Below are 22,458 nucleotides of genomic sequence, written 5' to 3' on the forward strand. Positions count from 1 at the left end.
TTTGGTTGAAAACGCTAAGCTCAGTTCAATTAGAGCTATATAATACAACCAATAAAATTTTATGAAGTATATTTATGAAAGCAGATGTGTTTTCTTCAAAAAATCTGGTTAATACAAGTGATTATCAAACAATTATAGCATGTCTAGAACAGAACGTCCCTTCATTTGTTCATCTAGATTTTAGCAATCTACATTTAACGCTTCCGCAGTTAGAGGAAGTAGCTGCTAAAATTCAAAATAATAGTTTTATCGGTAATGTAAGCTGGGGCAAGATGCCTAATGCTTCTAGTGATTTTGTACAAAAAATCGAAAGTAAAATTATCTTAAATAATCAAAACTATAAGCATCACCCTAATGATTTTGTGCAAGTTTATTTAGTTTGCACGCTTATATAGACTCTAAAGAAAATGATATTGTAAAGTTTGCTGTAGAAAAGGAAAATAATGAAAAGGTAAAAATCCGAAATGAACAATTAAAAGATTGGAAACTATTTAAAATATTTAACGAGCCTGAAATAGGTAGATATTACGCAGCCTCATATATAAATGAAAGAACAAAGCAAATGGTACTTGCTTATCGAGGTACTACATTTGAAAAATTGGATTTGCTTAAAGCTAATTCTCCGCTTAAGACTCATTTGAAAAGTATTTTAGGTGGACAGATAGTTGCACAGCAAGCAGCAGCATATGAGGCTACAGGGGAAATTACCAAATATGCTAATGAGATTAATTATAATTTATCTTTTACAGGTCACTCTTTAGGTGCATGGCTTGCAGAGCTTAGTTTATATTTTGCTCATAGAGATTTTCATTATCCAGAAGCAAAGGCAATCACATTCGATAGCCCTGGTTCTGCAAAAATTATGGATAGCTTTAAACCAAATATTCTTAGCCATGAAACTACCTTTGACGTAAAAAATTTAAATATAACAACTTATTTATCAGCTCCGAATTTTGTAAATGTTTGCAACCAGCATATACATAAAGCATATAGATTATTTCCTAAAATTACGGCAGCTGAATATAACAGTAAAATAATAAACACATTAAATAAAGCTGTACCTATTAAAAGCTATATTACTTTACTATCATTAAATGGTGATTTACTTGATTCAATGCTAGATGCTTTTGATCTCGAAACAGGTAAGCCTATAAGATCTGAGAAAATATTAGATTGGCCTTGCATAGAATATGATCCTAAAGATGACACATTAGGTAAGAAAGCAATAGATAAGGTGCTTAATTTTATACCTATTGGTAGTACGATTAAAGATTTGGCAAGTAAATTAATACATAGAAATATTACAGCAACAACATTGGGAAGTTTTATAGAAGTAATCGATCAGCTTGTAAGCGGTAATATTGCAAGTGAGCAATTTTTAGAAATTTATAAGCATTTAGAAAATAATGCCGCACAAGGATACCCATCAAAAGAGATTATAACCCCTGAAGGAAAATTTGAACTTTCTTACAAAGGACATTACCGCATAGAAAAAGTAAACTTGTCTGTAGATATAGCAAATACGAATAATAAAGGAAGTAGTGATTGGTATCTAGCACAGTTGAGCAAATTAAGTATAGATAAAAAAGAAATACCGAATTTAATAAAACAACAGTTAAAAGCAATAAAAGAACTATACGAAATAAAACCTCAATATGGCAAATATTATATATTTACGAACTCACCTAATATTAAAGTAGATGATTTAAAAGAGCAAATTTTAAGATTAATTGAAGTAAGTTCTGAAGTAAAAGAAGTATAAGAAGACCGTAATGCTTATACTCCTAATGAAGCAACTAAAGGCATAAACAGTAATTTACCTCTTTCACCAGTCCATAATTTTATTGCTCGTGAAGAAGTATTGCAAAAAATAGAAGAAGTTTTAAGTGAAAAACGATTTGTAACAGTCAGTGCTTTCGCTGGAACAGGTAAAAGTACAATAGCTATAGAATATGGTTGTAAACAAAGAGATGAAGCAAAGAAAATAGTGCGCTTTATTTATGCAGATTCTGCATATAAAGTCCTTGAAGCATATAGGCAACTCGCTAAAGAGTTTGCTATTTATACAATAGGCGAAAAGAAAGAAGATATAATAAGATTAGTCCATGAGAGGATTGCTAATTTAAATTCAAATACATTATTTGTTTTTGATAACGTAGAAGCATATAAAGACATTGAGACTTATATTAACGGTATAATTAATATGCCTAACGATAAGACGCAAGTTATAATTACTACTAGAAATAATAATTTAAGTGAGGATATAACAAATATTAAATTACTGCCTTTTAGCAACGAAGAAGCAAGATTATATTTAGAAAAATCTTTAGGAAATAGATTAAACGAGAAAGATAGTTATAAATTAGTAGAAGAGTTTGGTAGTAAAGATGCTGTATCACCTTATAGGCTATCTAAAGCAGTAGCGTATTTAAAAGAAAATAAATTACTTAAGGTAAATGATTACATTAATTACTTTAAAAATAGCAAAGATGATCATATAGAAACCGTTTTATTACTACAATTACTAGAAAAATCACCTTTAGCTTGGTTGATATTGTAATGTTCTGCACATTTAGATCCTGATTTTATCAGCATAGAGATTTTCAAAGAATTATTTCTAATAGATGAAGAAAAGCTACAAGAACCTATAAAAAGGTTGGAAGCATTATCAATAATGAATCTAACGTATAAAAATGAACAAGCCGGCTTACAATTACATAGATTAATGCAATCTATAACAAAGCAATATATAAATAAATATAAAGAACATGCTATAGATGAACAAAAAATTTATATAAGACTATTAGAAGTACTAAATAATTTATTTCCACGAGTAACAGATATTCCAAATAAAAATTGGGAAAATGCTAAATTACTTTATCCACATATAATAAAAATATTAAACAATGATATAAAAATAGATAAACTTAGAAGAGCAAATTTATATCAAAAAATAGGTTATTATAATGAAAGTATATTATGCCGATTTGCAGATTCATTAAAATATCACGAGGAGGCTCTAAAAATATATCAAGAATTATATCAAGGTAACCATCATAATATTGCTATCTCTTTTAATAATGTAGGTTCGGCTTATAAAGATTTAGGGGAGACTTCTAAAGGTTTGAAATATTTAGAAGAAGCTCTAAAGATGTTAAAAGCATTATATCAAGGTAACCATCATAATATTGCTACTTCTCTTAATAGCGTTGGATTAGCTTACCAAAATTTAGGTGATATCTCTAAAGGGTTGCAATATCTAGAAGAAGCTCTAAAAATATTGCAAGAATTATATAAAGGTAATCACCCTGATATTGCTAGCTCTCTTAATAATATTGGTTTAGCTTATAGAGATTCAGGGTATAACTCTAAAGGACTAAAATATTTAAAAGAAGCTTTAAAGTTGTTTCAGGAATTATATCGAGGCAATCATCCTAAGGTTGCTGAATCTTTTGGTAGTATAGGTTTGACTTATCATAAATTAGGAAATATCTCTGAAGGATTAAAATATTTTGAGTTAGCTCTAAAGATGGAGCAAGAATTATATAAAGGCAACCACCCTGATATTGCCATCTCTCTTAGTAATATCGGTTTTACCTATCACAGATTAGGCAATATCTTTAAAGGGCTAAAATATTTTGAAGACGCATTAAAAATGTATAAAGCCTTATATCAAAGTAACCGTCCTTATGTTGCTACCTCTCTTAATAATATCAGTATAACTTATCAAGACTCAGGCGATACAAATAAAACTCTAGAACTTAAAAAACAAGCTTATTTAATGTTTATGCAAACTTTAAGTTCAAATTATGCTATTACTAAGGAATTAAAAAATTACCTTGAGAAAAACGCTCCGGAATTTATAAAAAATAACGAAACTAGGGAGTTTATATTACAAAGAGGTGATTTTGAGGAAGTTACATTAGAAATTAAACAAAAAATACAAAAGAACGTTTTAAATAAAATATATATTAGTGCTGCTAAAGATAAATGGAATAGTAAGTTCTCAATCTTAGGAAATTGGGGGGTGAAAGGCTATTTAGGCGATAGATATTTAGCAAAACAACTAAGAGCTTTAGCAAATGTTAAAAATATAGAAATAGCTAAAATGTTATGCTTTGAAGCAATTTGTCTAGGAGCGATTAACAGCCCTAGCAAAAACTTCACTTGTGTAAAAGAATTTGCTGCAAGCTATCCTGAATTAACAAACAAAATAACAAACGAACATCCTGAATATTTTATTGACGGCTCAATATTACGGACATGTATTAATGACGAGGAAATCTTAAGGAAATTGCTAGGTAGCGGTTGTGTGGCTATGTAGATTTATCGTTATTATGAGAGGAATCAGATTTATCCATTAAATTTTTAGCGATATTGCTTTCTGAAAATTTAGCTGATTGAAAATATTCGGAAACAAGTTTTATTACCTCATCGCAAAATTCATCTTGTAGCTCTTTAGTTGCGGTTGATTTTTGGTTTTGAATTAACTGTATAGCATCAGATTTTTTATGCTCTAAAAATTCTTCAATTTCTTTAGTTTTTTCTTGAATGATTTTCTTGGTAACTTCATTGCTTTCTTCTATCATTTGAGAGCGTAAAGTTTCTAATTTTTGTATTTGTGCGTTGGTTTGTTCAAAAAGCAAGGCAGCATCTTCTTTTAACTTTTCAGCTTTTAGAACTTTTTCTTGGACTTCTAAAATCTTAGCATCTAAAGAATTTAAAATGGCTTTTTTTGCCGGTCTATAAATTAAATATACAAAAATTATAAAACTAACGGCAAGCCAAAAGCTTTCATCTAGGAAATTCATTGTTTTATTTTTTTACGTTATTGCCTAATTATCAATATCGTCATTGCGAGCGACTGCAAGGAGTGCGGCAATCCAGAAAAATAATAAAAAAATGTTATACATTTTTTACTGGATTGCTTCGTCAATTACTTCGTAATTTTCCTCGCAATGACGTAGGCTTTTTAAGCTATCCATATCTGCTTTAGCTCCGGCTATTTTTTCAATAATATTAACTGCAAGCTTTATAATTGCTTCGCTTTTATTAGTTCTAAATTGCTTAGCAGCTAAATTTATATCTTCAATATTGTGATTTATAGAGTTTTTTAAATCCTGCTCTAGATTCTTTTTTTTAATTAAAAATTCTGATTCTAAAGAGTATATTTTTTCTTTTTTTAGCCTATCTATTTCGGTATTTGTTTTGTCTATTTCCTCGTTATGATATTTATTTAGCTTTTCTACTTCTTGGGTTAGCGTGTCGGCTTGCGTAATATTATCTTGAATATTTGTCTGTCTATTATTAAAAATTTCTTCGGCTTTTGGAGTGATAAATTTATAAACAAAGATATACAATAAGCCGAAAGTAACGATAAGCCAAAAAATTTGTGAATAATAGGTAGCAATATCAAATTGAGGCATCTTATTTAAAAATGAATTTTAAGAAAAAATAAGTAACATAGCAATTACAAAGGAAAAAAGTCCCATTGCTTCAGCAAGACCTGCACCGATCAGAGCCATTCTTTGTAAGTTTTCTGCAGCTGAAGGGTTTCGTGCTATTGAACTAAGTAGAGAGCTAAATATATTACTAACGCCTAGAGCCGCACCGTACATGCCGATAGCCATAAGCCCTATACCAATAAATTTTAAAGAAACCATATCCATAAAAAACCTAACTTTTAATTAAACAAAAAATAAATATATACTCGCTGAATTTAAAAAATTGGCTTCGTTATTTTTTGCTTTTAATCCTCACGTACTAGTATGTACGCTGCGGTTAAAAGCTTCAAAACGCCTCGCTCTTTTTCAAATTGAGCTTCGTATACCAACTCTTCATTTACTCAAGGTATATAAATTATTACTAACCGAATAGCGAATTATGTAATAATCCGCTATTCGCATCAGTGTAAATTAATAGCATCATTAAGATACATACAAGATAAAATAGTAAAAATATAAGCTTGAAGTATTGCAACAAAAATTTCAAACCCAATTAGTATCACCATAAGAGGGATTGGCAGAAATTTCAAGTAAATCATTAATGAAACGGTAAAACCGGCTATTACTTTTAATAAAACATGTCCCGCCATCATATTAGCGGCAAGTCGCAATGATAAACTAACCGGTCTTGCTAAATATGTAAATAGTTCAATTACTATCATCAACGGTGCTAACCATAAAGGAGTACCGTGTGGTAAGAAAAGAGTTAAAAAACGTAAGCCGTGTTTTACGAAACCGACTATAGTGACCGTTAAAAATACTAGAATTGCTAAGGTAAAAGTAACGATAATATGACTAGTAGCAGTAAAGCTATAAGGTGTCATACCAAGTAAATTACAGAATAAAATAAAAATAAACAAACTAAAAACTAACGGAATAAATTTGCGTCCTTTTACTCCTATATTCTGATTTAACATATCAGCTACAAGATTATAAACTATTTCAGCACTTACTTGTAATCTAGAAGGTACTAATTTCCGGTTATAAAAAGCTAAGTAAAAATAAGTTAGAGCTAAGATGCTAGCAAGTAACATATAGATACTCGAATTAGTAAAGCTGACGTCAAAACCGAACATTTTGATGTCTATCAATTTTTTGATATCAAATTGTGCTAAAGGGCTATGAGTCATTTCCTTACTTTTTATTATTCACTTTTTGCCTTATAATGTTAAAGCCGGCAATCATTCCTATTATTGTAAATATAATAAGAAATAAAGGTTTAGAATTAAAAAATTTATCCGTAAATATTCCAATTACGACACCTATCATTGTACCTGAAACTAAATCTACAGCGATAGTGAACGGGCTAATTTCTTGCTGAATCTTAGAATTAGAAATCTTAGAAGTTTTTAAATCTTTAATTCTTGCTTTGATATCTTTTAGTTTTTCCGTATTCATTAATTTATCTCCGTCTGCGAGAAGACGTGGATCAATTTCACCTCTGTCATCCCGTAGCTTGACCACGGGATCCAGTTAAAAATACTATTTATTGTTTTTATGGACCCCGTGGTCAAGCCACGGGGTGACACAATAGGTTTTACCGGTCTACGCAACAATGCCTGCTCGCAATGACGATCTACTGTCAAAATTACAAACTCATCTCATTTTTTGCTTTTTCTTTCTGCTCCTCTAAAGCTTTATCGACTGCCGTAGAAATACTATCTATACTATAATTTCCGGTTTGTACTCCGTTAACGAAGAAAGAAGGAGTACCTATAAATTTTGGTGCGTTTGCTACAAAATTAGTATTAGCAATTAGCGTTTCAGTAATTTTATCACTATTTAAACATTGCTTATATTCTTCCGGAGGAACACCGCCAAGCTGACCTATATCAGTTAATAATTCTCTGTATTTATTGCTATATGCCCATTTATCTTGTTGTTGTAATATGATATTATGAAACTGTACAAAACTATTTATATCACCCTTGCAGCGGGCTAAAATTGCAGCGTCTAAATCTTGTTTTGTAGCAATAAATTCACGAACCACATATGCAATTTTATTAGTATCGATATATTTTTTCTTAAGTTCCGGAAAAATTGTTTGATGATAATAAGCACAATGCGGACAGGTAGGAGAAAAATACTCGACTACTATAACATTTGATTTTTTGTTACCGAGAACCATATCATTATCATCAACTTTAAAAGTAACTTTAACAGGTTTTATTTCAGGATTTTTTTGTTCTTGTGAAGGCGGCGTTGATACTTCATCAGTCTGATTATTATCGTTAGCAGGTACTATCGATTCAGCTGCATTTTCAGAATTTACTGCTTCTTGATTTATTTCTTGAGAAGTGTTGTTGTTTTGCAGAGTTTCCTGCACTATTATTTGTTTCTCTTCTTGGTTCTTATTTTGTGTTTTTTCTTCTGAACAACTACTCAAAAATAATAAAAATATCGGCACGATAAAAATACTTCGCATAACTTTCCCTTAACTATTAACTTTCTCTACAATAAAAGCGTATCAATTTTATTTCAATAAAAATATCTACTTTATAATAGAAGCAAAATGTGCTATGCTATAGAAAATAATAGTCTAAATTAAGTTCTTAGGCACTAAAACCACTACGGAGGAATTAATAATGGCAAATACAACACAATCCGAAAATAAAACCGAACAAAAATCCGAGTTTAAAATAGGGCAGAGAATTGTCTATCCTGCACATGGAGTTGGTGAAATAACAAATATTGAATATCATACTATTGCAGGTACTGAAATTAAAGTATATGTAATTTCCTTTTCGCAAGATAAAATGACATTAAAAGTGCCTGTTAGTAGAGCTGCGGTTGTTGGTCTTAGAGCGGTTGCAAGCAGAAAAGATTTAGATGTCATATATTCAACTCTTCAAGGTAAACCAAAACAAGGAAATAGAATGTGGAGTAGAAGAGCCCAAGAATATGAAGGCAAAATTAACTCAGGTAATATTGTAGCCATAGCCGAAGTATTACGGGACTTACATAAAAATGTTGATAATGATCGTTCTTACAGTGAAAGAACACTCTACGAATCAGCTTTAAATAGACTCGCAGGCGAGCTTGCTATCCTTGAAAACATCCACCCAACTGAAGCAATTAATAAGTTAGTTGAAGTATTACGTGAAAAATTAGTAGCCTAAATACCAAATCGTCATTGCGAGGAAATTTACAATAGTAAATTGACGAAGCAATCTCAGGATATTTGATGAGATTGCCACGCAGCCTTACGGCTGCTCGCAATGAAGGGGTGGTATCCATGCGGGCAATGACGACAAAGCCATACTAACTTACCCTACTAACATATAGCTCATCCGAAATTTCTCAAGGGATGCAGTAACTACATAGTCAACAAATTCTTTTAATAGTTTTGGATCAGTTACTTCTTGCCCTTTATCATCACGAGCAGTTAAAAGTTTTGAATTAATTTTTTCAAGAACGCCTTTCTTAATATCATCAATATTATGCGTACCATCTAACATTTCTAAAATATATTTTTCATGTATCGGTATACCTACCATATCGTTAAGTCTATTAGTGACGCTAAACACGCTAGTTACATTATTAAAATGTGCTTGTTTTGTTTGGTATCTTGCAAATTCGCTAGTTTTGGGTTTTTCGGTGATAGTTGCTATAGCATGCGGCTTGGTCTCAAATATTTTTAGATAACCTTGAAAAATGAATGTGATAAAATGCTGTTCTAATGTTGCTAAGAAATCTTGTAATTGATATTTACCAAGCTTTTTAAAAGCTTCTTTTGCTACTTGTTCTAAGCTTATCGGATTGCTAATATTTTCAGCATATACATATAAAATAGCTTTTATAATCGGTGAAGTAGTTGAAATAAACGGATCAGGTAAATTTTCGTAATAGAAGCTAATATTTTCCTGCTCGTTAGTTAAATCAACGTCTTTTTCCGGAGTTACTGGTCTAATATTAAGGCTAGTATAAAACCCTTTTAAATTATTAAATTCAATTTTTCTGTTTATAGGTATGTTTTGATGACATAATAATGTCGAACGGAATTTTCTATTAGTGATAAAATCCATATATTGCTCTGTACGAACAATATCGTTAACAGCTTGTAGTTGTTCTGCTGCTTTAGTCGGTAAATTACCGATAAACATTGCAGTAATCGACGTATCGCCTAAGTAATTTAGATTATTGTTTTGAGCTTTTTCTATGAATTGGTGAAAATATGTACCTGTATTAATTTCGCCTAAATATTCATGTAATACATACGAGTCCGTATATGCGGATAATAATTTTGTTTCATCTCGTAGGAAATTAGAATAAGGAGTTGTAGAACTTTCTAATGAGTCATTGATAAACTTTAAAAGTAATCTAGCTTGCTGTAATTTATCGTGGCTAGTATTAAATAGCTCTGAATGGAACATCATCATTTCGCGTATTGTTCTCTGCATATTCCAGCCAGGCAGCGTATTATAGCTTACGAAAGCGATACCGTTTGGATTTAGCAGTTTATTACAGACTTCAAGTATTTTATCTTGTACTTCTTTAGGCACCCACGAATATACGCCGTGACAAACTATATAATCAAACTTACCGTATGACTCATCAAGGTCCAATATAGATAATGCTTTTAGTTCGGCGTTTTTTATTTTCAAATCACTGATAATTTTTTTACCTAATTCTATTTGGGTTTTGGATAAGTCAACACCTAGAGATTGCGATTTAGGATATGTTTCAGCAAAGTTAAGCAGATTAACACCAACTCCACAACCGATATCAAGTACTTTAGCAGTTTCAAGAGGCGAAGGGTTTAGTCCAAATAGCTTACCGATAGTTCTTAAATACGGTGGGGAGGTATAACTGAAAGTAAATGGAGAGTAAGGTACTTCATCGTAGGATATTTTATTAGCTTGTTTTGTCATATATTTTTCTTAAATAAAAAAATAATTCTAAGGAGTTTTAAAAGATTAAGCAATATAATTTATATATAATTTCTTGTCATTGCGAAGAAATTACGAAGTAATTGACGAAGCAATCTCAGGAATTTGTTACTATTCATGAGATTGCCACGCAGTCTACGACTGCTCGCAATGACGTGTAGTATCGACGCAACAAAGCTAGTCAAATCACAGTATGATAGGTAACTTAATCAATTGGGCTTTATTTGCAAAATTTTCTATTCCCTCTAGATCGGTAGCGGTAACCCATAGCTGCATGTTTAAACCGGTAAAAAATTCGATTAAATACCCTCGTCTTTTGTCGTCTAGATGCACAAAAACCTCGTCTAAAAGTAAAATCGGTGCTATTTTAGTTAGCTTTATAGCATAATTCATTTCAGCAAGGATTATTGCAATTAATATAGCTTTTTGTTCACCGGTAGAACAGAATTTGGCTAAGATATTTTTCTTTTGATGCTTTACTAAAAAGTCGCTTTTATGAACTCCAAAACTAGTGCGACCAAGTAGTTTATCTTTGCTTCTTGTTTGATAAAGTTCTGCAGTAATAAAATTAACAATATTTTCTTTGCCATCTAATATTTTTTGTTCAACAATGCCGTCAATCGATAAATCGGCTTTTGGAAATTCATTTTCAAGTTCATCTATTGCTTGCTGCATAAATTCTAAGGTTTTTAAGCGATTATTAGCAATATGACTAGACATATCAGCCATTTTTTCTTCGATGATTTTCAGCCAATTATCATCTCTTATATCTTCTGCTAGAATTTTATTTCTCTCATACATGTAATATTCATATTTACTAACTAATTCTGCATGCTTTGAATCAAAATTATAAACTATTCTATCAAGAAATTTTCTTCTATCACTACTACCGCTTGTAAAGATACCTTCCATTTGCGGAGTCAGCCATACCATGCTAGTAAATTTACTTAACTCATTATTGGCTATTTTACTTTCGTTATACTCGGTTATTCTTCTATTAGAGCTACGTTTAAATTGTGTAGTAAATTCTGCAAGCCCTAATTTGCTTTGCAATAGAGCTTTAACTAGACACTGATCTTCTGAAGCCTTGCATATATCGGCAAGTTTTGCTGATCGCAAGCCCCTGCCTGGATAAAATAGTGATATAGCTTCTAAAATATTAGTTTTACCGCTACCGTTTTCACCTATTAAAATTATTGGGGTATTATCTGTTTTTAGTTCAAGGTTTTTAAAATTACGATAATTTTCAAGAGTTAAAGAATGTAGGAAGATATTTTTCATTTTATGAAAGAGAATAATAGTTAATGATGCGTTATATTTATACTTCGAGTAAATGAAGAGTTGGTATACGAAGGTCAATTTCAAAAAGAGCAAGGAGTTCACAAGGCGAGGAACGGAGCGTATACTTAATACGTGAGTACCGCAGATCTTGTAGAACGACGTAGCCAATTTTTGAAATTGACCGAGTATATATACCGTCTAGAAATTGCCATAGTAGTTTTGCACCTTTTATCGCTCCTTGATATACTAATTTTTGTTCTTTTGAGCTTAAATTATTAATCAAATTTGCACATTCTTGTGTATGCCATTGATCAACTTTACTATGAACAATGAAAAATTGTAAAGTTCTGTAATCTGAAATTCCATAAAATTTTTGTAATCCTTGAATTTTAGAGTCAGATACTTCAGGAGTTTGACGCTCATAAGCATAAAGTGCTCCAAGACCTATAGAAAAAGATTTCTCTGTTAAGTTAAAATAACCTTGAACAAGTTTTTGAGTTGAGTTTAATTTAGGTTCTGAAGTGAGCCGGCTTCTTAAACATCCAAGCCCTTCAGCAAAACGTTTCCATAGTTCCGGGTGATTTTCTTCACCTTGCTCTTCTTCTATAAGATTACCAAGTAATATTTGCCTAGCTTTTATATCACTACATTTGGAATGTATTGCACTTATATAACGTGGGAAAGCTGTAACGTGATGATAATATTCTTTTGCGTAAATTTGTAAAGTAGAATGAGTAAGTTTCCCCATATTCCATAATTGATAAAATGGATGATTTAAAAGGTTATATTGTTCAAGATCTATATTAAGCTGTTCTAAAAATTTCATCTTACCTCTTTATTTAATGAATTTGTAAATTTGATAATTATTTGTCTTGTCTATTATTACCGAATGCCATCCTGCTAGAAAATCAATAGGAAAAAAAGCATCTCCATCATAATTTTTATTTATTTTTGTAAGTAAAAATTCATCAATAAGATTTTGCTCTAGGAAAAGAGTCGCTATTTCTGCCCCTCCAACCATAAAAATTTTCTTATCAGTAAAAGGTTTTATTACCCGCCAAAAATCATCTAAAGATTTAATAAAAAATATAATAGAACTCTTCGGATACTCTACTTCTAGGGGTAATTTGTACGTCGATCCGGTACTCGAATCCTCACGTACGCTGCGGTTCTGCGTTCCGTGTCTCCTTCAAATTCCTCCCTATAAGCGAGTTTCCGAAGAGTTCTATTATTATAAGATTGTAACGGTGTATTTCTTGAAAAAACAATACAAATACAATTTTTTAAAATCTTTGCAGGTATAGAGTCAAAGGTTTTTCGTCCCATGACTATAATATTATTTTTTACCGTCTGATAAAAATATTCAAACTCCTTAGTATAAGACCAAGGCATCTGACCTTTATTACCTATCACCCCTTGTGGGTCACATGCCATTATACCGATGATTTTTCTATTTTTCATGAGATGAAAGTTTAATCATATGGTCTGTTACAAAAAATCTTTGATGCTCTATAACATTATGCACTCGTAAATAATCAGCTCCATGCTCTGTTAAATATTTTGATATTGCTATTGTTTCTAAATCTCTTTCCGATGCTTTGGAATTATAAAAAGCAGAAATATAAGATTTTCGTGAGTGTCCTACCAATATCTCACATCCTAGATTTTTAAATTTTTTCATATGTTGTAATATATATAAATTTTGATAAACGGATTTTCCAAAACCAATTCCAGGATCAAGAATGATATTTTTTCTATCAAATCCATATTTTTCTAATTTTGTTGTTTCTTGCTCTGCCCATATATTTAAGTTAGCAAGCGGAGAGTTATCGAAATCAAGACATTTTTGTTTTTGCGGTGGAACGGCTAATGAGTGCATAGTAATAATTTTACAATTATAATCGGCAATTAATCGTAATGTATAATTATCTAGATTATTTTTAACCAAATTTATACAGGAAATAGGGTATTTTTTTAAAACATTTTTAATTACTTCAGGAGTAAAACTATTAATACTGACTATAACTTCTTTTTCCTTTATAACTTCCCTAAGCTCTTCAAGAACATTCTCAAGCCTTGCATATTCTTCATCTTCATTAATAATTAAAGCAGAAGGACGTGTTGATTGTGATCCAAGCTCAATTATTGTAGCCCCTTCATTTATCAAGCGTACAAAATTTCTAACGGCATCTTCTTTATGAAAATTTAATCCTCCATCAGAAAAAGAATCAGGAGTAATATTTAAAATACCGACAAATTGAGGATTTAAAACAAGAGAGCGTATAACTCCTTGATTCTCAATTAAATGTGCTATTTCTGCAAAGGTTTTATTGTTGTAAAAATTATTAGTCGGACATGTATAACGACATTCCAAACTTAAACCTGCAATTAGATGAATAAGAAACGGTCTGTTTAATAATTCAGGATGCGGTATTTTTAAATCAGGCAAATCTATATGGCAATTACTCCAAAGTAGGATATCTAAGTCAATAACTCTTGGAGACCATTTATCGTAAGAGTCTGCTCGACCTAGTTGTTTTTCAATCTTTTTAAGCTCAATTAGAAGTTTACTAGGCGTTAAAGTACTTTTACCCTGCACCACCATATTTAAATATGACTTATTCCAAGCTTTATCTGCATTAGGTGGTAGAATAACTTGTGTTTCAAAAATAATAGATTGCTTAAGCAATCTAAAATCACAGCTTTTTAGTAAATTTAAAGCTTTTTTAATATTTAAAAGTCTATTACCTAAATTACTGCTTATAGAAATATAAATCATAGTATACTCGCTGAATTTGAAAAATTGACTTCGTCGCTTTGTAAGTCCTTCGGTCCTCACGTATTATTATACGCTCCGTTCCTCTGCTTACAATCTCCTTGCTCTTTTTCAAATTGAGCTTCGTCTACCCAACTCTTCATTGACTTGTAGTATATATCCTTTCCGGAATAAGAAAAAGAAACTCCGCCATGCACTCCTGAAACCGGTGATTTTAATTTAGTAACGGTTACGTTTAGAAAAATCTTTTTTAATTTAGATTCGATAAAATTTTGATAAATAATATCATATATTTGTGCAGCTAAATACTCGATAAGATTAAAGTGATTTTCTTGAGAAAGTTTTTGTACTAGTCGTACGATTTCTGCATAACAAACAGTATCGTTTATATTATCCGTTACAGTAGCAGGCGGAGGAGTTGATAGAAAGAGTTGTATGTTAATTTTTACAGGTTGAGCGTGGTGTTTTTCTTGAGTACTGCAGCCAAGATGTACCTAAGTTATTAGTTCCGAAATATTAAGTTTACATGAATAATTTAAGTTGAAAGCTTGATACCTATCATAATGTTAATGTTAGTTTAATATAAGCTCTTTATAAAAAGATACAATAGTTAAATTGATATACCGCCACTTTTTTTAAAGCCGGCATGAGCTTTTTCAAGTTTTTTAATAAGTCTGGGTGAATATGATTTAATGTCTTTTTCCTTGCCGCCTTCGTATTTTTTAGCGAGTTTCATTCCCCCTCTGATCATATTATAGGCGAAGTTCATTAGCTTTGTTTCTCCTGCTATTCTTTTTGGATTCATAAACATATAAACTTGATAAACGGCAAAGCTCTTTATTAAACGCTTTAAGTCCATTCTAGCTTGTTTGGTTATACCTTGTAATTTATCTTTTGGGTTTGCAAGGTTTTTATTAGCGTCTCTAACGATTTTAGAACGTTGATGCATTAAATAATTACTGACTTCGGCAACGTTCTTGTTAACGAGCTTCTCATCCATTTTAAGCTTTAAGTTTTTAGTTTTACCTAAATACTTACGGATTAATAAGATAATTCGGCTTTGCAGTTGAGTTAAATCCATAGTTTGTTCGTTTAAGATAGCAAGTATCCGCTCTATCTCATACTCAAACTCTTCATTTTGGCTTAATTCTTCAAAAATTTCCTCCACCTCTTTACTCTCAAGTACAAGATCGTTACTAATACCCATTAATGCATCTTTTATTTGATCGGCGATTTTTTTGGTATCTTCGGAAAATTGATTATTTGTCATAATCTAATTCATCGTTAAATATAGCTATTTTTATACTAGCACTACATTTCTACTTGTCTATAAAAATTGTATTAAGAGATATTAAATTTTTCTCATTGAGGATACTCTGAGGAATTATAACAAGCACCTAACATATTGCTAGAATCTTCATTATTATCATAATATGTTTTAAATGAAGTATTAGGGATTATATCATTGAATTTAAGTAAAGGTTCTTTAAAATATGAATCATGTGACCGGCTTGTCGTAATATTCGTATAATCAGTTTCTAGTTTTTCTTCTTTAAATTTTTCTGCTAAATTTTTGTATTTTTCAGCTTGTTGTATAAATTTAAGCTGAATACAAGGTGAAGAAATCATTGATGCTAACTCTTTAGACAAATCATATAATATTCCGTAAGGTTTAGGTCTTCCTTGTTCTTCTATGAGAGCTATCGTATTAAGAAAAAATACTTTTAGTGAATCTTGCAGACTTTTTTCTGATATATCTAAATTATATTGGTTATAAAAATCACCTTGGCTTGAATATAATTCAATTATCTCTGATGTTAATTTAGCTATATCTTGCGGGTTCTTTTGCTGTATTTTCTTTTTTAGTTCTGATTCTTTGAGATGTAATAATTTATTAAAAGCTTCTTTTGCATAAGATATATGAGTAGTAGTTTTAAAATATTCTAAAGCTTTTACATAATTTCCGCTTTTAAATTCAATCTTCCCAAGTTTTATATTTGCCTCTTCAGAACCAAGATTAGCAGCGTTTTCATACAATTCTATTGATTCTTTAGATAGTTTTGTTGAGCCATTAGCTGTATAGATTTGTGCTTGCCCACAATAAATTTCTGCTAATTGATGTTTATATAAGTTTTCGTTTTTATAACAATCATTAATAGATTTATGAGTTTCTTTTAGTAATTTTTCTAATAAATTGTAAATAGGTAGCTCTTGATCCGGTAACACAGGCTTATGTAAAAGCTTATCATATATTACTTCATCAAGATTTCTAGATATTTCTGTAATAGATTTAGAGGCGGTAATATACTTCCAAAGAGATTTAGCTTCTTGCTTGCTGACTGAGCCTATTAGTTTTTCTAAATTACTAATGCTATTATTTATAGTTATACCTAATACATTATTAAAATTCTTAAAGCTCTTTGTTAAAAATAATTTAATGTTATCTAGATTTTCAATATCAGGGCTAGAATTGTTAATATGCTGTAAAAAGTTTTTTAAGTTATATATATTATTGATTGCTTTTAAATCTAAAACATCGTTATTTTTGATATCTTCATAAAATTTTTCAATAGTCTCATTTAATTTGTTATAGAATGAATCTTTATCTTTGCATATTGTATGCTTAAATGATTCTAATAGCTTTTCTTTTATATTATATGCCCCAAGGTTACTAAATAAATCGTTAAACCATTTTGCAGAATTAATTGTAACCAAATTTTCTTTTTCAGAAAATTTGATGTCAGATAAATATTTAAGGTAATTTAGAAGGTTCTCTAATTTATTTTCTAATTTCGGTGTTTCTAAAAGCTGATTTAATTTTTTAACGGTTTCTAAGAAACTTCCTATAGTTTTGGCATTGTTTTCTAACTGTTTATAACAATTTACTATATCTATTAATTGTTTCAATTTGTCTGTTTTAGCCGAAATATCTTCAAAACTTAAATTACTTTCTATATTTTGTTTCCATTTTTTTTCTATATATGTTTTAAACTCATTGATACTAATTAGTATTTCTTTATCAATTACATTTATAGAATTTAAAATATATGTTAAATTTTCACCGTCGATTGTTATTTTATTATATTCATCTGGAATGATATAATTATCATCTGTAATATTTAATAGATCTTTATAGTCTTTTGCTTGTTCGCTAGCTTGAGGTAATAAATAAATAGAATCTTTTATTTTATTAATAATAATCTTTTGCTCATCGCTAAAATTACCGAGTTTTATAGTGTCATCAATAATTTTAGATATACGAGTATTATTATTGTTTGCTGGACTATCGGTCACTACTATAGATAAATTACTTTCATTTATATCAATATATCTCAATAATTTAGTAAATTGTTCAAATATACCGACAAGTTTTTCTAGATTGGCTTTGACAAGGGAAGAGTTAGAGTTTTTGGTTTCAATATTTTTTATTGCTAATATAAATTTAGTAGGAGTTGTACTTAGAATTTTTTGTAGAAAAAATTTATCAATAGTAGATTCAGAGGATGAATTAGCAGCATCCAAATAAGAACTTTTATATGTTAAATATTTTTCATTTTTTATATAAAAACTATCTAAAATATTTGAACTTTCTGTTAGATTTTTTTTGAGAAGTCCCAATCTCCATACTCATTACTTTCTAATATTAATTTACCGTCTTTAAGAAAATTAGCTATGAGATTTAAATCTTCTTTCTCTTGCCCTAATATAATTATAGCTTTATTATTCCCATCAATAATAGATTCATATTTCTCACTATCTTTATTAATTAAGTCGATAAAATTTTTATCCTTTAACATATCGGATATAAAATTTTCTATTTCTTCTTGTTTCAACATCATTGTATCCCTCATATTTTCTGCCTTATTGTTTTCAATATTATTTGTTATTTCAAACGAATTTTGATTTAGGGGTGTTTGTATCGGTTGAGTTTCATTGGTGTTGTCATTTAGTGTTTGGGGTGGGTGGTCTTCGGGGGTGGTGTTGTCTACTATTTCCGTATTTTCTTGTTTTTTGGGTTTGTCATTTGAACGTTTTACATAAGCGGTATAATTGTACATGATTAATCCGTTTTCTAGTTGTTTTTTTATTTAATAATCTAACTTTAAGATTAACTCAAAAAATTTCAACTTAGTTAATAAATTAATTAATTTTAACTAAAATATGTATATGATAAAAATATCACAATTTAGATATTACGATATTTAATACAGTAAAAGATGATTTTTATTGCATATATGATAAGAATAAGTTTTATTATAAATAAATATTAATAATTACTTAGGTTATGAGAAATAATAAAAACCAAATGTATATTATAAAAATTTTTATAGCCCTAGCTATGATTACGGGCATAATATTTTTATGTTTATTTTATTCTTCATTAACTCCGTCTAAGCTTAAGATTGGTGCAAAAACTAGTAATATGGACGATTCACCTAAAATTAAGTTCACTCTTATAGATCAAGAAGGAAAGAAATTTGATAGTACCCATTTGCAAGGTCATTTAAGTTTGATTTATTTTGGTACTACCTATTCCTTATATGACAACCAAGCACTAAAAAGAGTAGAAGATATTATTAAGATTTTGAAGAAAGAGAATATTGTAGTACAAGTAGTTTTTATTACTCTAGATCCTCAGCATGATACAAGTGAGGTATTAAAAAAATATTTAGAAAAAATAGATGATAATTTTATAGGTTTAACGGGAAGAGTACAAGATATTGAACAATTAGCAGATCAATTTAAGGTCTTCTATACATCCAAAATATTTGATGTAAAAACAAACGAATATGAATTACAACATTCTAATTTTGTGTATTTAATTAGCAGCCAGGGAAAATTTTTAAAGCATTATTGCTTAGGCTTACCGAAAAATGGTTAACAGATAATCTCTAAGCATTTCCTATTTGTGATGAGAAATGTATTTCATCAATGCCTAGATGTTTTAATGCATTATGCCATTTACTTTCAGGATTATCGGCAAAAATAAATTCTTTATTACAATCCATAACCAACCATAGGTTTTTTTCTAATTCTTCTTCAAGCTGCCCTGGTTTCCATGCGGTATAACCGACAATGAATAAGCTATTTTTAGGTCCTTTACCGAAAGCTATATCTTCTGAAATTTCTAAATTAGAGCTTACTGCTAAATCATTCTGGAAATCCAATAACAAATTTTTATTATAATCGCTAGAATGAAGAAAAAAACCTTTTTCATGTTCTACGGGTCCGCCAAGATATATAGGAACCATAACTGGGGTTGTTATTTCGTCATTTTTTATTTTAAAAAACGATTTTAAATCTATATGATTTACTAAGCGGTTAAATATTAATCCTATTGCTCCTTCTTCCGTGTGTGATAACATATAAATTAAGGATTTATGGTAAATGCCTTTTGTAATTGCATGCGGTGTAGCAACGAGTGTTTTACCGGATAAGTTATGAAAAATTTTATCGCCCATAAATAAAACTTTAATTATAATATTAGAGGTGATCTATAAAGATATTTTAATTGATAATTAAAGAGCTTTTTTAGCGAAAATGAATAAGATTTTTGTAGTAATAGTAGTTTCTATTTCAAAGAAATCTTACAATTTATAGCAAGAAAGAATCTAACTAGCTTTAAAATATCTTTATAGATCACCTCTTAAAGTATATAAGATTTAAATCCAATTATTCAATAGAAGTTAACAATAATGATCACATTTTTTGATATTACTATTTTTGCTATTATTACTCTTTTCTCATTTTTCGGCTTATATCAAGGCATAATCGGGATTTCAACTAGAATACTCGGTTTTATTACTTCTATAATGTTAGGATATTTCTTATATCCGTATATTTCTGAATTAATCGGGAAATATATGGATAATGAGGTTATAAGAATAATTATTGCCGGTGTTATATCTTATGTTGTTTCTTTAATTTTATGTGTTTTTATAGTTTATAAATTTCTTGCTATAATTTCGTTTATGAGAAACGGTTTTATTGATAGATTCTTAGGGTTATTAGCAGGCTTTGCCGTAGGTACTACTATCTCGTTAGTACTATTTTTTATAACAATGATCTTTACTTCTGAAAATTATTTTAAAAGTAAATCTTTAAAAGATTTTGTGGTAAGTAGCAAACAAAGCAAATATGGAGGAGTGTTGAAAGTTTCCGTTACCACTGATTATTTAGATGAATTAAGTAAAAATATTATAGTTATAATTCCAAACGAAACCTTAAAATCTATTGAAATATTTGAAAATAAAGACTTAAATAATTTTAAAAACTCCCTTAAGAAATCAAATGATTCTAACGATGATGAGGATATATTTTCTCAAGAATTACAAGATGAGCTTTCTAATATAGATGACGAGTAAAATGTTATTTTAACGTCATTGCGAGGAAATTACGTAGTAATTGACGAAGCAATCTCAAGAGTTTGTTATTATTTCATGAGATTGCCACGTCGCTTCGCTCCTCGCAATGACGATTATCCATCCCCCCTACTTCCCCATAAATCAACCTATGTCCTTTAAATTTTATAAATCACTCATTCGTAATTAATTAATAAATATTAACCAGTAGTAAATTTATTAATTAATTATTGTGCGTCGTAAATAAATAGTGTATAATGACCGATAAGTTAAGTGGTAAAAACATTAAAAACAATAAGTTATAGGGGAAATTATGACTAATATGAAAAAAACTTTTTTTAATAAACTTTTACTAGCAACCAGTAGCATGGGGCTACTTGCAAGCATGGAAAGCTCGGCAGCGGTTGTTGTTGCCGTTCCGCACGAGAATAATACTTCTTACGTAATGGATCCAATGCGAGGGGGAGATAGGCCTCAAGATTGGAGGAGTAATAACGGAGCTCAGTACCAACCGCAAAACGGGGATGATATTATTTTAAGAAGAGCTCATTTAATTAATTTTAATCAAAACATAAATATTAATGATATTAATATTTACGGTTATAGTGCAAGTACTTTTATTGACAATTGGCATAACGGTATTAACGATCGAAGAGAAATGGGAGGAATTGCAATTACTCCCGGATTTGGTGCTAACCGTATTGTTACTATTAATAATATTATTAATAGTGATGCCAATAATTACCGTATTGCAGGCAGCAACGCTTTAGGGGAAGCATTAATATATGGTAATAAAAACGCAAAAGTGCGGGTTGATCTTTTAGAATCTTTAAATGATCTTAAATTAATTATTACCGGCAATGATATTAGTGCTGTTGATTCTATAGTAATGAGCGGAGGAACTAATGAAATAATTTTCCGGAACCCTATTAAAGTAAAGTCTAAAATATACGCTAGAAATATTTTACAAGGGAAAGTAAAAATAGAAAGTAATAATATTGTTTTTGAAAGCCCTATTGGTAATGACGGGAGAGATAATCATAGTATTTCTATATTTAAAGTAGATGATAATATATCAGTAACCTTAGAAAATAACATTGCTGCCGAAGATATTAATTTAGGGAAAAATTCTACAGTAATTATAGATACTACTAAACGAAATATAGATGTACGTTCCGGAATTGTAGTCAATAATACAGTAGACAACCAAGGTATAGTTCAAGTAAGAGGACACGCAAAAAATACGGTAACTTTTCATGAAAATATAGGGGTGCAAGATTTTAAAGCTGCTGAGATACAGATTGAAAACGGAAAGAAAACTGAATTCAAACAAAAGGTATATGCAAAGAAGATTACAGTAGCAAGTAATGATGTCGTATTTGAAGAAAAACTTGATATGGCTCAATATAATCAGAATAATAGAGGTAATAGAACTAATTTAATACATACCGGTAATTTAGAGTTTACAAATCGCGGCAAAGTAAAGTTTAATAAAGATTATGTCGGTACCATTACTACTAGCAAAGCCAATATAGGTGAAGTAATTTTGTAAATACTCCTAATATTTATGAAGTCGGTGCAGTAAATAAAAGGATTGAGAAGTTAACATTTACGGGTAATCATGCTCGTAACTTACGTAAAAATAT

At 30.0% G+C, this 22,458-nt stretch carries 22 protein-coding genes and 4 pseudogenes; 9 read left to right on the forward strand and 17 right to left on the reverse strand.

What is annotated here, in order from left to right:
* Positions 1-74: 74 nt before the first annotated feature.
* The 5 genes and pseudogenes from RF_RS00125 to RF_RS09570 all read left to right on the forward strand — a co-directional run bounded on the left by RF_RS00125 (position 75) and on the right by RF_RS09570 (position 4,324).
* Positions 75-395, forward strand: coding sequence for a hypothetical protein (locus tag RF_RS00125; protein WP_011270380.1), 321 nt, complete (start codon positions 75-77; stop codon positions 393-395).
* Positions 380-1,762 carry a lipase family protein gene (locus RF_RS11025; RefSeq protein ID WP_231564265.1) on the forward strand — a complete coding sequence of 461 codons (1,383 nt, stop codon included), beginning with the start codon at positions 380-382 and terminating at the stop codon, positions 1,760-1,762. The genes RF_RS00125 and RF_RS11025 overlap by 16 nt, the downstream gene beginning before the upstream one ends.
* A gap of 99 nt (positions 1,763-1,861) precedes the next feature.
* Entirely contained in the window at positions 1,862-2,560 is a 699-nt protein-coding gene (locus RF_RS09565; RefSeq protein ID WP_011270382.1) for an NB-ARC domain-containing protein, read from the forward strand.
* Positions 2,561-2,917: 357 nt separating this feature from the next.
* A pseudogene (locus tag RF_RS11030) lies at positions 2,918-3,172 on the forward strand (tetratricopeptide repeat protein); the annotation flags it as partial.
* On the forward strand, positions 3,152-4,324 hold the full coding sequence (locus tag RF_RS09570) for a tetratricopeptide repeat protein (protein WP_318248863.1): 1,173 nt from the start codon (positions 3,152-3,154) through the stop codon (positions 4,322-4,324). The pseudogene RF_RS11030 and the gene RF_RS09570, both read left to right, overlap by 21 nt.
* On the opposite strand, the gene RF_RS00145 is transcribed toward RF_RS09570, so the two are convergent.
* The 6 genes from RF_RS00145 to RF_RS00170 form a co-directional block, all read right to left on the reverse strand.
* Positions 4,317-4,811 (reverse strand): F0F1 ATP synthase subunit B, encoded by a 495-nt coding sequence (locus tag RF_RS00145; protein WP_011270384.1) that lies wholly within the window; start codon positions 4,809-4,811, stop codon positions 4,317-4,319. The two genes, RF_RS09570 and RF_RS00145, sit on opposite strands and share 8 nt — an antisense overlap.
* Before the next feature lie 105 nt (positions 4,812-4,916).
* Positions 4,917-5,426 (reverse strand): F0F1 ATP synthase subunit B family protein, encoded by a 510-nt coding sequence (locus RF_RS00150; protein WP_011270385.1) that lies wholly within the window; start codon positions 5,424-5,426, stop codon positions 4,917-4,919.
* An 18-nt stretch (positions 5,427-5,444) separates the two neighbouring features.
* On the reverse strand, positions 5,445-5,669 hold the full coding sequence (locus tag RF_RS00155; protein WP_010420727.1) for a F0F1 ATP synthase subunit C: 225 nt from the start codon (positions 5,667-5,669) through the stop codon (positions 5,445-5,447).
* 236 nt (positions 5,670-5,905) lie between these two features.
* Entirely contained in the window at positions 5,906-6,634 is a 729-nt protein-coding gene (locus tag RF_RS00160) for a F0F1 ATP synthase subunit A (RefSeq protein ID WP_011270386.1), read from the reverse strand.
* Between the two features lie 4 nt (positions 6,635-6,638).
* Positions 6,639-6,902: an AtpZ/AtpI family protein gene (locus RF_RS00165; protein ID WP_039594764.1), complete on the reverse strand. Its 264-nt coding sequence runs from the start codon at positions 6,900-6,902 to the stop codon at positions 6,639-6,641.
* 190 nt (positions 6,903-7,092) lie between these two features.
* The gene (locus RF_RS00170; protein ID WP_011270388.1) at positions 7,093-7,929 is read right to left on the reverse strand and encodes a DsbA family protein; all 837 of its coding nucleotides are present in this window, start codon (positions 7,927-7,929) and stop codon (positions 7,093-7,095) included.
* A gap of 160 nt (positions 7,930-8,089) precedes the next feature.
* Between RF_RS00170 and RF_RS00175 the strand changes: the two genes are divergently transcribed.
* The gene (locus tag RF_RS00175) at positions 8,090-8,623 is read left to right on the forward strand and encodes a CarD family transcriptional regulator (protein ID WP_011270389.1); all 534 of its coding nucleotides are present in this window, start codon (positions 8,090-8,092) and stop codon (positions 8,621-8,623) included.
* Positions 8,624-8,770: 147 nt separating this feature from the next.
* On the opposite strand, the gene RF_RS00180 is transcribed toward RF_RS00175, so the two are convergent.
* The 10 genes and pseudogenes from RF_RS00180 to RF_RS11045 all read right to left on the reverse strand — a co-directional run bounded on the left by RF_RS00180 (position 8,771) and on the right by RF_RS11045 (position 18,508).
* Complete coding sequence (locus tag RF_RS00180) at positions 8,771-10,375, reverse strand: class I SAM-dependent methyltransferase (RefSeq protein WP_011270390.1); 1,605 nt, start codon at positions 10,373-10,375, stop codon at positions 8,771-8,773.
* A gap of 204 nt (positions 10,376-10,579) precedes the next feature.
* Entirely contained in the window at positions 10,580-11,674 is a 1,095-nt protein-coding gene (gene recF, locus RF_RS00185; RefSeq protein ID WP_039594752.1) for a DNA replication/repair protein RecF, read from the reverse strand.
* A gap of 37 nt (positions 11,675-11,711) precedes the next feature.
* On the reverse strand, positions 11,712-12,500 hold the full coding sequence (locus RF_RS00190; protein WP_011270392.1) for a CADD family putative folate metabolism protein: 789 nt from the start codon (positions 12,498-12,500) through the stop codon (positions 11,712-11,714).
* Between the two features lie 9 nt (positions 12,501-12,509).
* A pseudogene (locus RF_RS00195) lies at positions 12,510-12,764 on the reverse strand (dihydrofolate reductase); the annotation flags it as partial.
* 137 nt (positions 12,765-12,901) lie between these two features.
* Positions 12,902-13,135, reverse strand: a pseudogene (locus RF_RS11040) (dihydrofolate reductase); the annotation flags it as partial.
* A complete protein-coding gene (gene folP, locus RF_RS00205) occupies positions 13,125-14,453 on the reverse strand; it encodes a dihydropteroate synthase (RefSeq protein WP_041405306.1) in 1,329 nt (442 codons plus the stop codon). The gene folP and the pseudogene RF_RS11040, both read right to left, overlap by 11 nt.
* 56 nt (positions 14,454-14,509) lie before the next feature.
* Positions 14,510-14,893: a dihydroneopterin aldolase gene (locus tag RF_RS08360; protein WP_318248864.1), complete on the reverse strand. Its 384-nt coding sequence runs from the start codon at positions 14,891-14,893 to the stop codon at positions 14,510-14,512.
* A 167-nt stretch (positions 14,894-15,060) separates the two neighbouring features.
* Positions 15,061-15,720 carry a DUF5394 family protein gene (locus RF_RS00210; RefSeq protein WP_011270396.1) on the reverse strand — a complete coding sequence of 220 codons (660 nt, stop codon included), beginning with the start codon at positions 15,718-15,720 and terminating at the stop codon, positions 15,061-15,063.
* 1,397 nt (positions 15,721-17,117) lie between these two features.
* Positions 17,118-17,357, reverse strand: a pseudogene (locus RF_RS08375) (hypothetical protein); the annotation flags it as partial.
* A gap of 686 nt (positions 17,358-18,043) precedes the next feature.
* On the reverse strand, positions 18,044-18,508 hold the full coding sequence (locus tag RF_RS11045) for a hypothetical protein (protein ID WP_011270398.1): 465 nt from the start codon (positions 18,506-18,508) through the stop codon (positions 18,044-18,046).
* A gap of 227 nt (positions 18,509-18,735) precedes the next feature.
* On the opposite strand from RF_RS11045, the gene RF_RS00230 reads away from it, so the two are divergent.
* A complete protein-coding gene (locus RF_RS00230) occupies positions 18,736-19,332 on the forward strand; it encodes an SCO family protein (RefSeq protein ID WP_011270399.1) in 597 nt (198 codons plus the stop codon).
* A 10-nt stretch (positions 19,333-19,342) separates the two neighbouring features.
* On the opposite strand, the gene RF_RS00235 is transcribed toward RF_RS00230, so the two are convergent.
* Entirely contained in the window at positions 19,343-19,912 is a 570-nt protein-coding gene (locus RF_RS00235) for a YqgE/AlgH family protein (protein WP_011270400.1), read from the reverse strand.
* A gap of 234 nt (positions 19,913-20,146) precedes the next feature.
* Between RF_RS00235 and RF_RS00240 the strand changes: the two genes are divergently transcribed.
* Both RF_RS00240 and RF_RS11050 read left to right on the forward strand, forming a co-directional pair.
* On the forward strand, positions 20,147-20,815 hold the full coding sequence (locus RF_RS00240; RefSeq protein WP_011270401.1) for a CvpA family protein: 669 nt from the start codon (positions 20,147-20,149) through the stop codon (positions 20,813-20,815).
* A 319-nt stretch (positions 20,816-21,134) separates the two neighbouring features.
* Complete coding sequence (locus RF_RS11050; RefSeq protein WP_231564264.1) at positions 21,135-22,364, forward strand: hypothetical protein; 1,230 nt, start codon at positions 21,135-21,137, stop codon at positions 22,362-22,364.
* The last annotated feature ends 94 nt before the right edge of the window (positions 22,365-22,458 follow it).

This window comes from Rickettsia felis URRWXCal2 (assembly GCA_000012145.1).
Lineage (GTDB): Bacteria > Pseudomonadota > Alphaproteobacteria > Rickettsiales > Rickettsiaceae > Rickettsia > Rickettsia felis.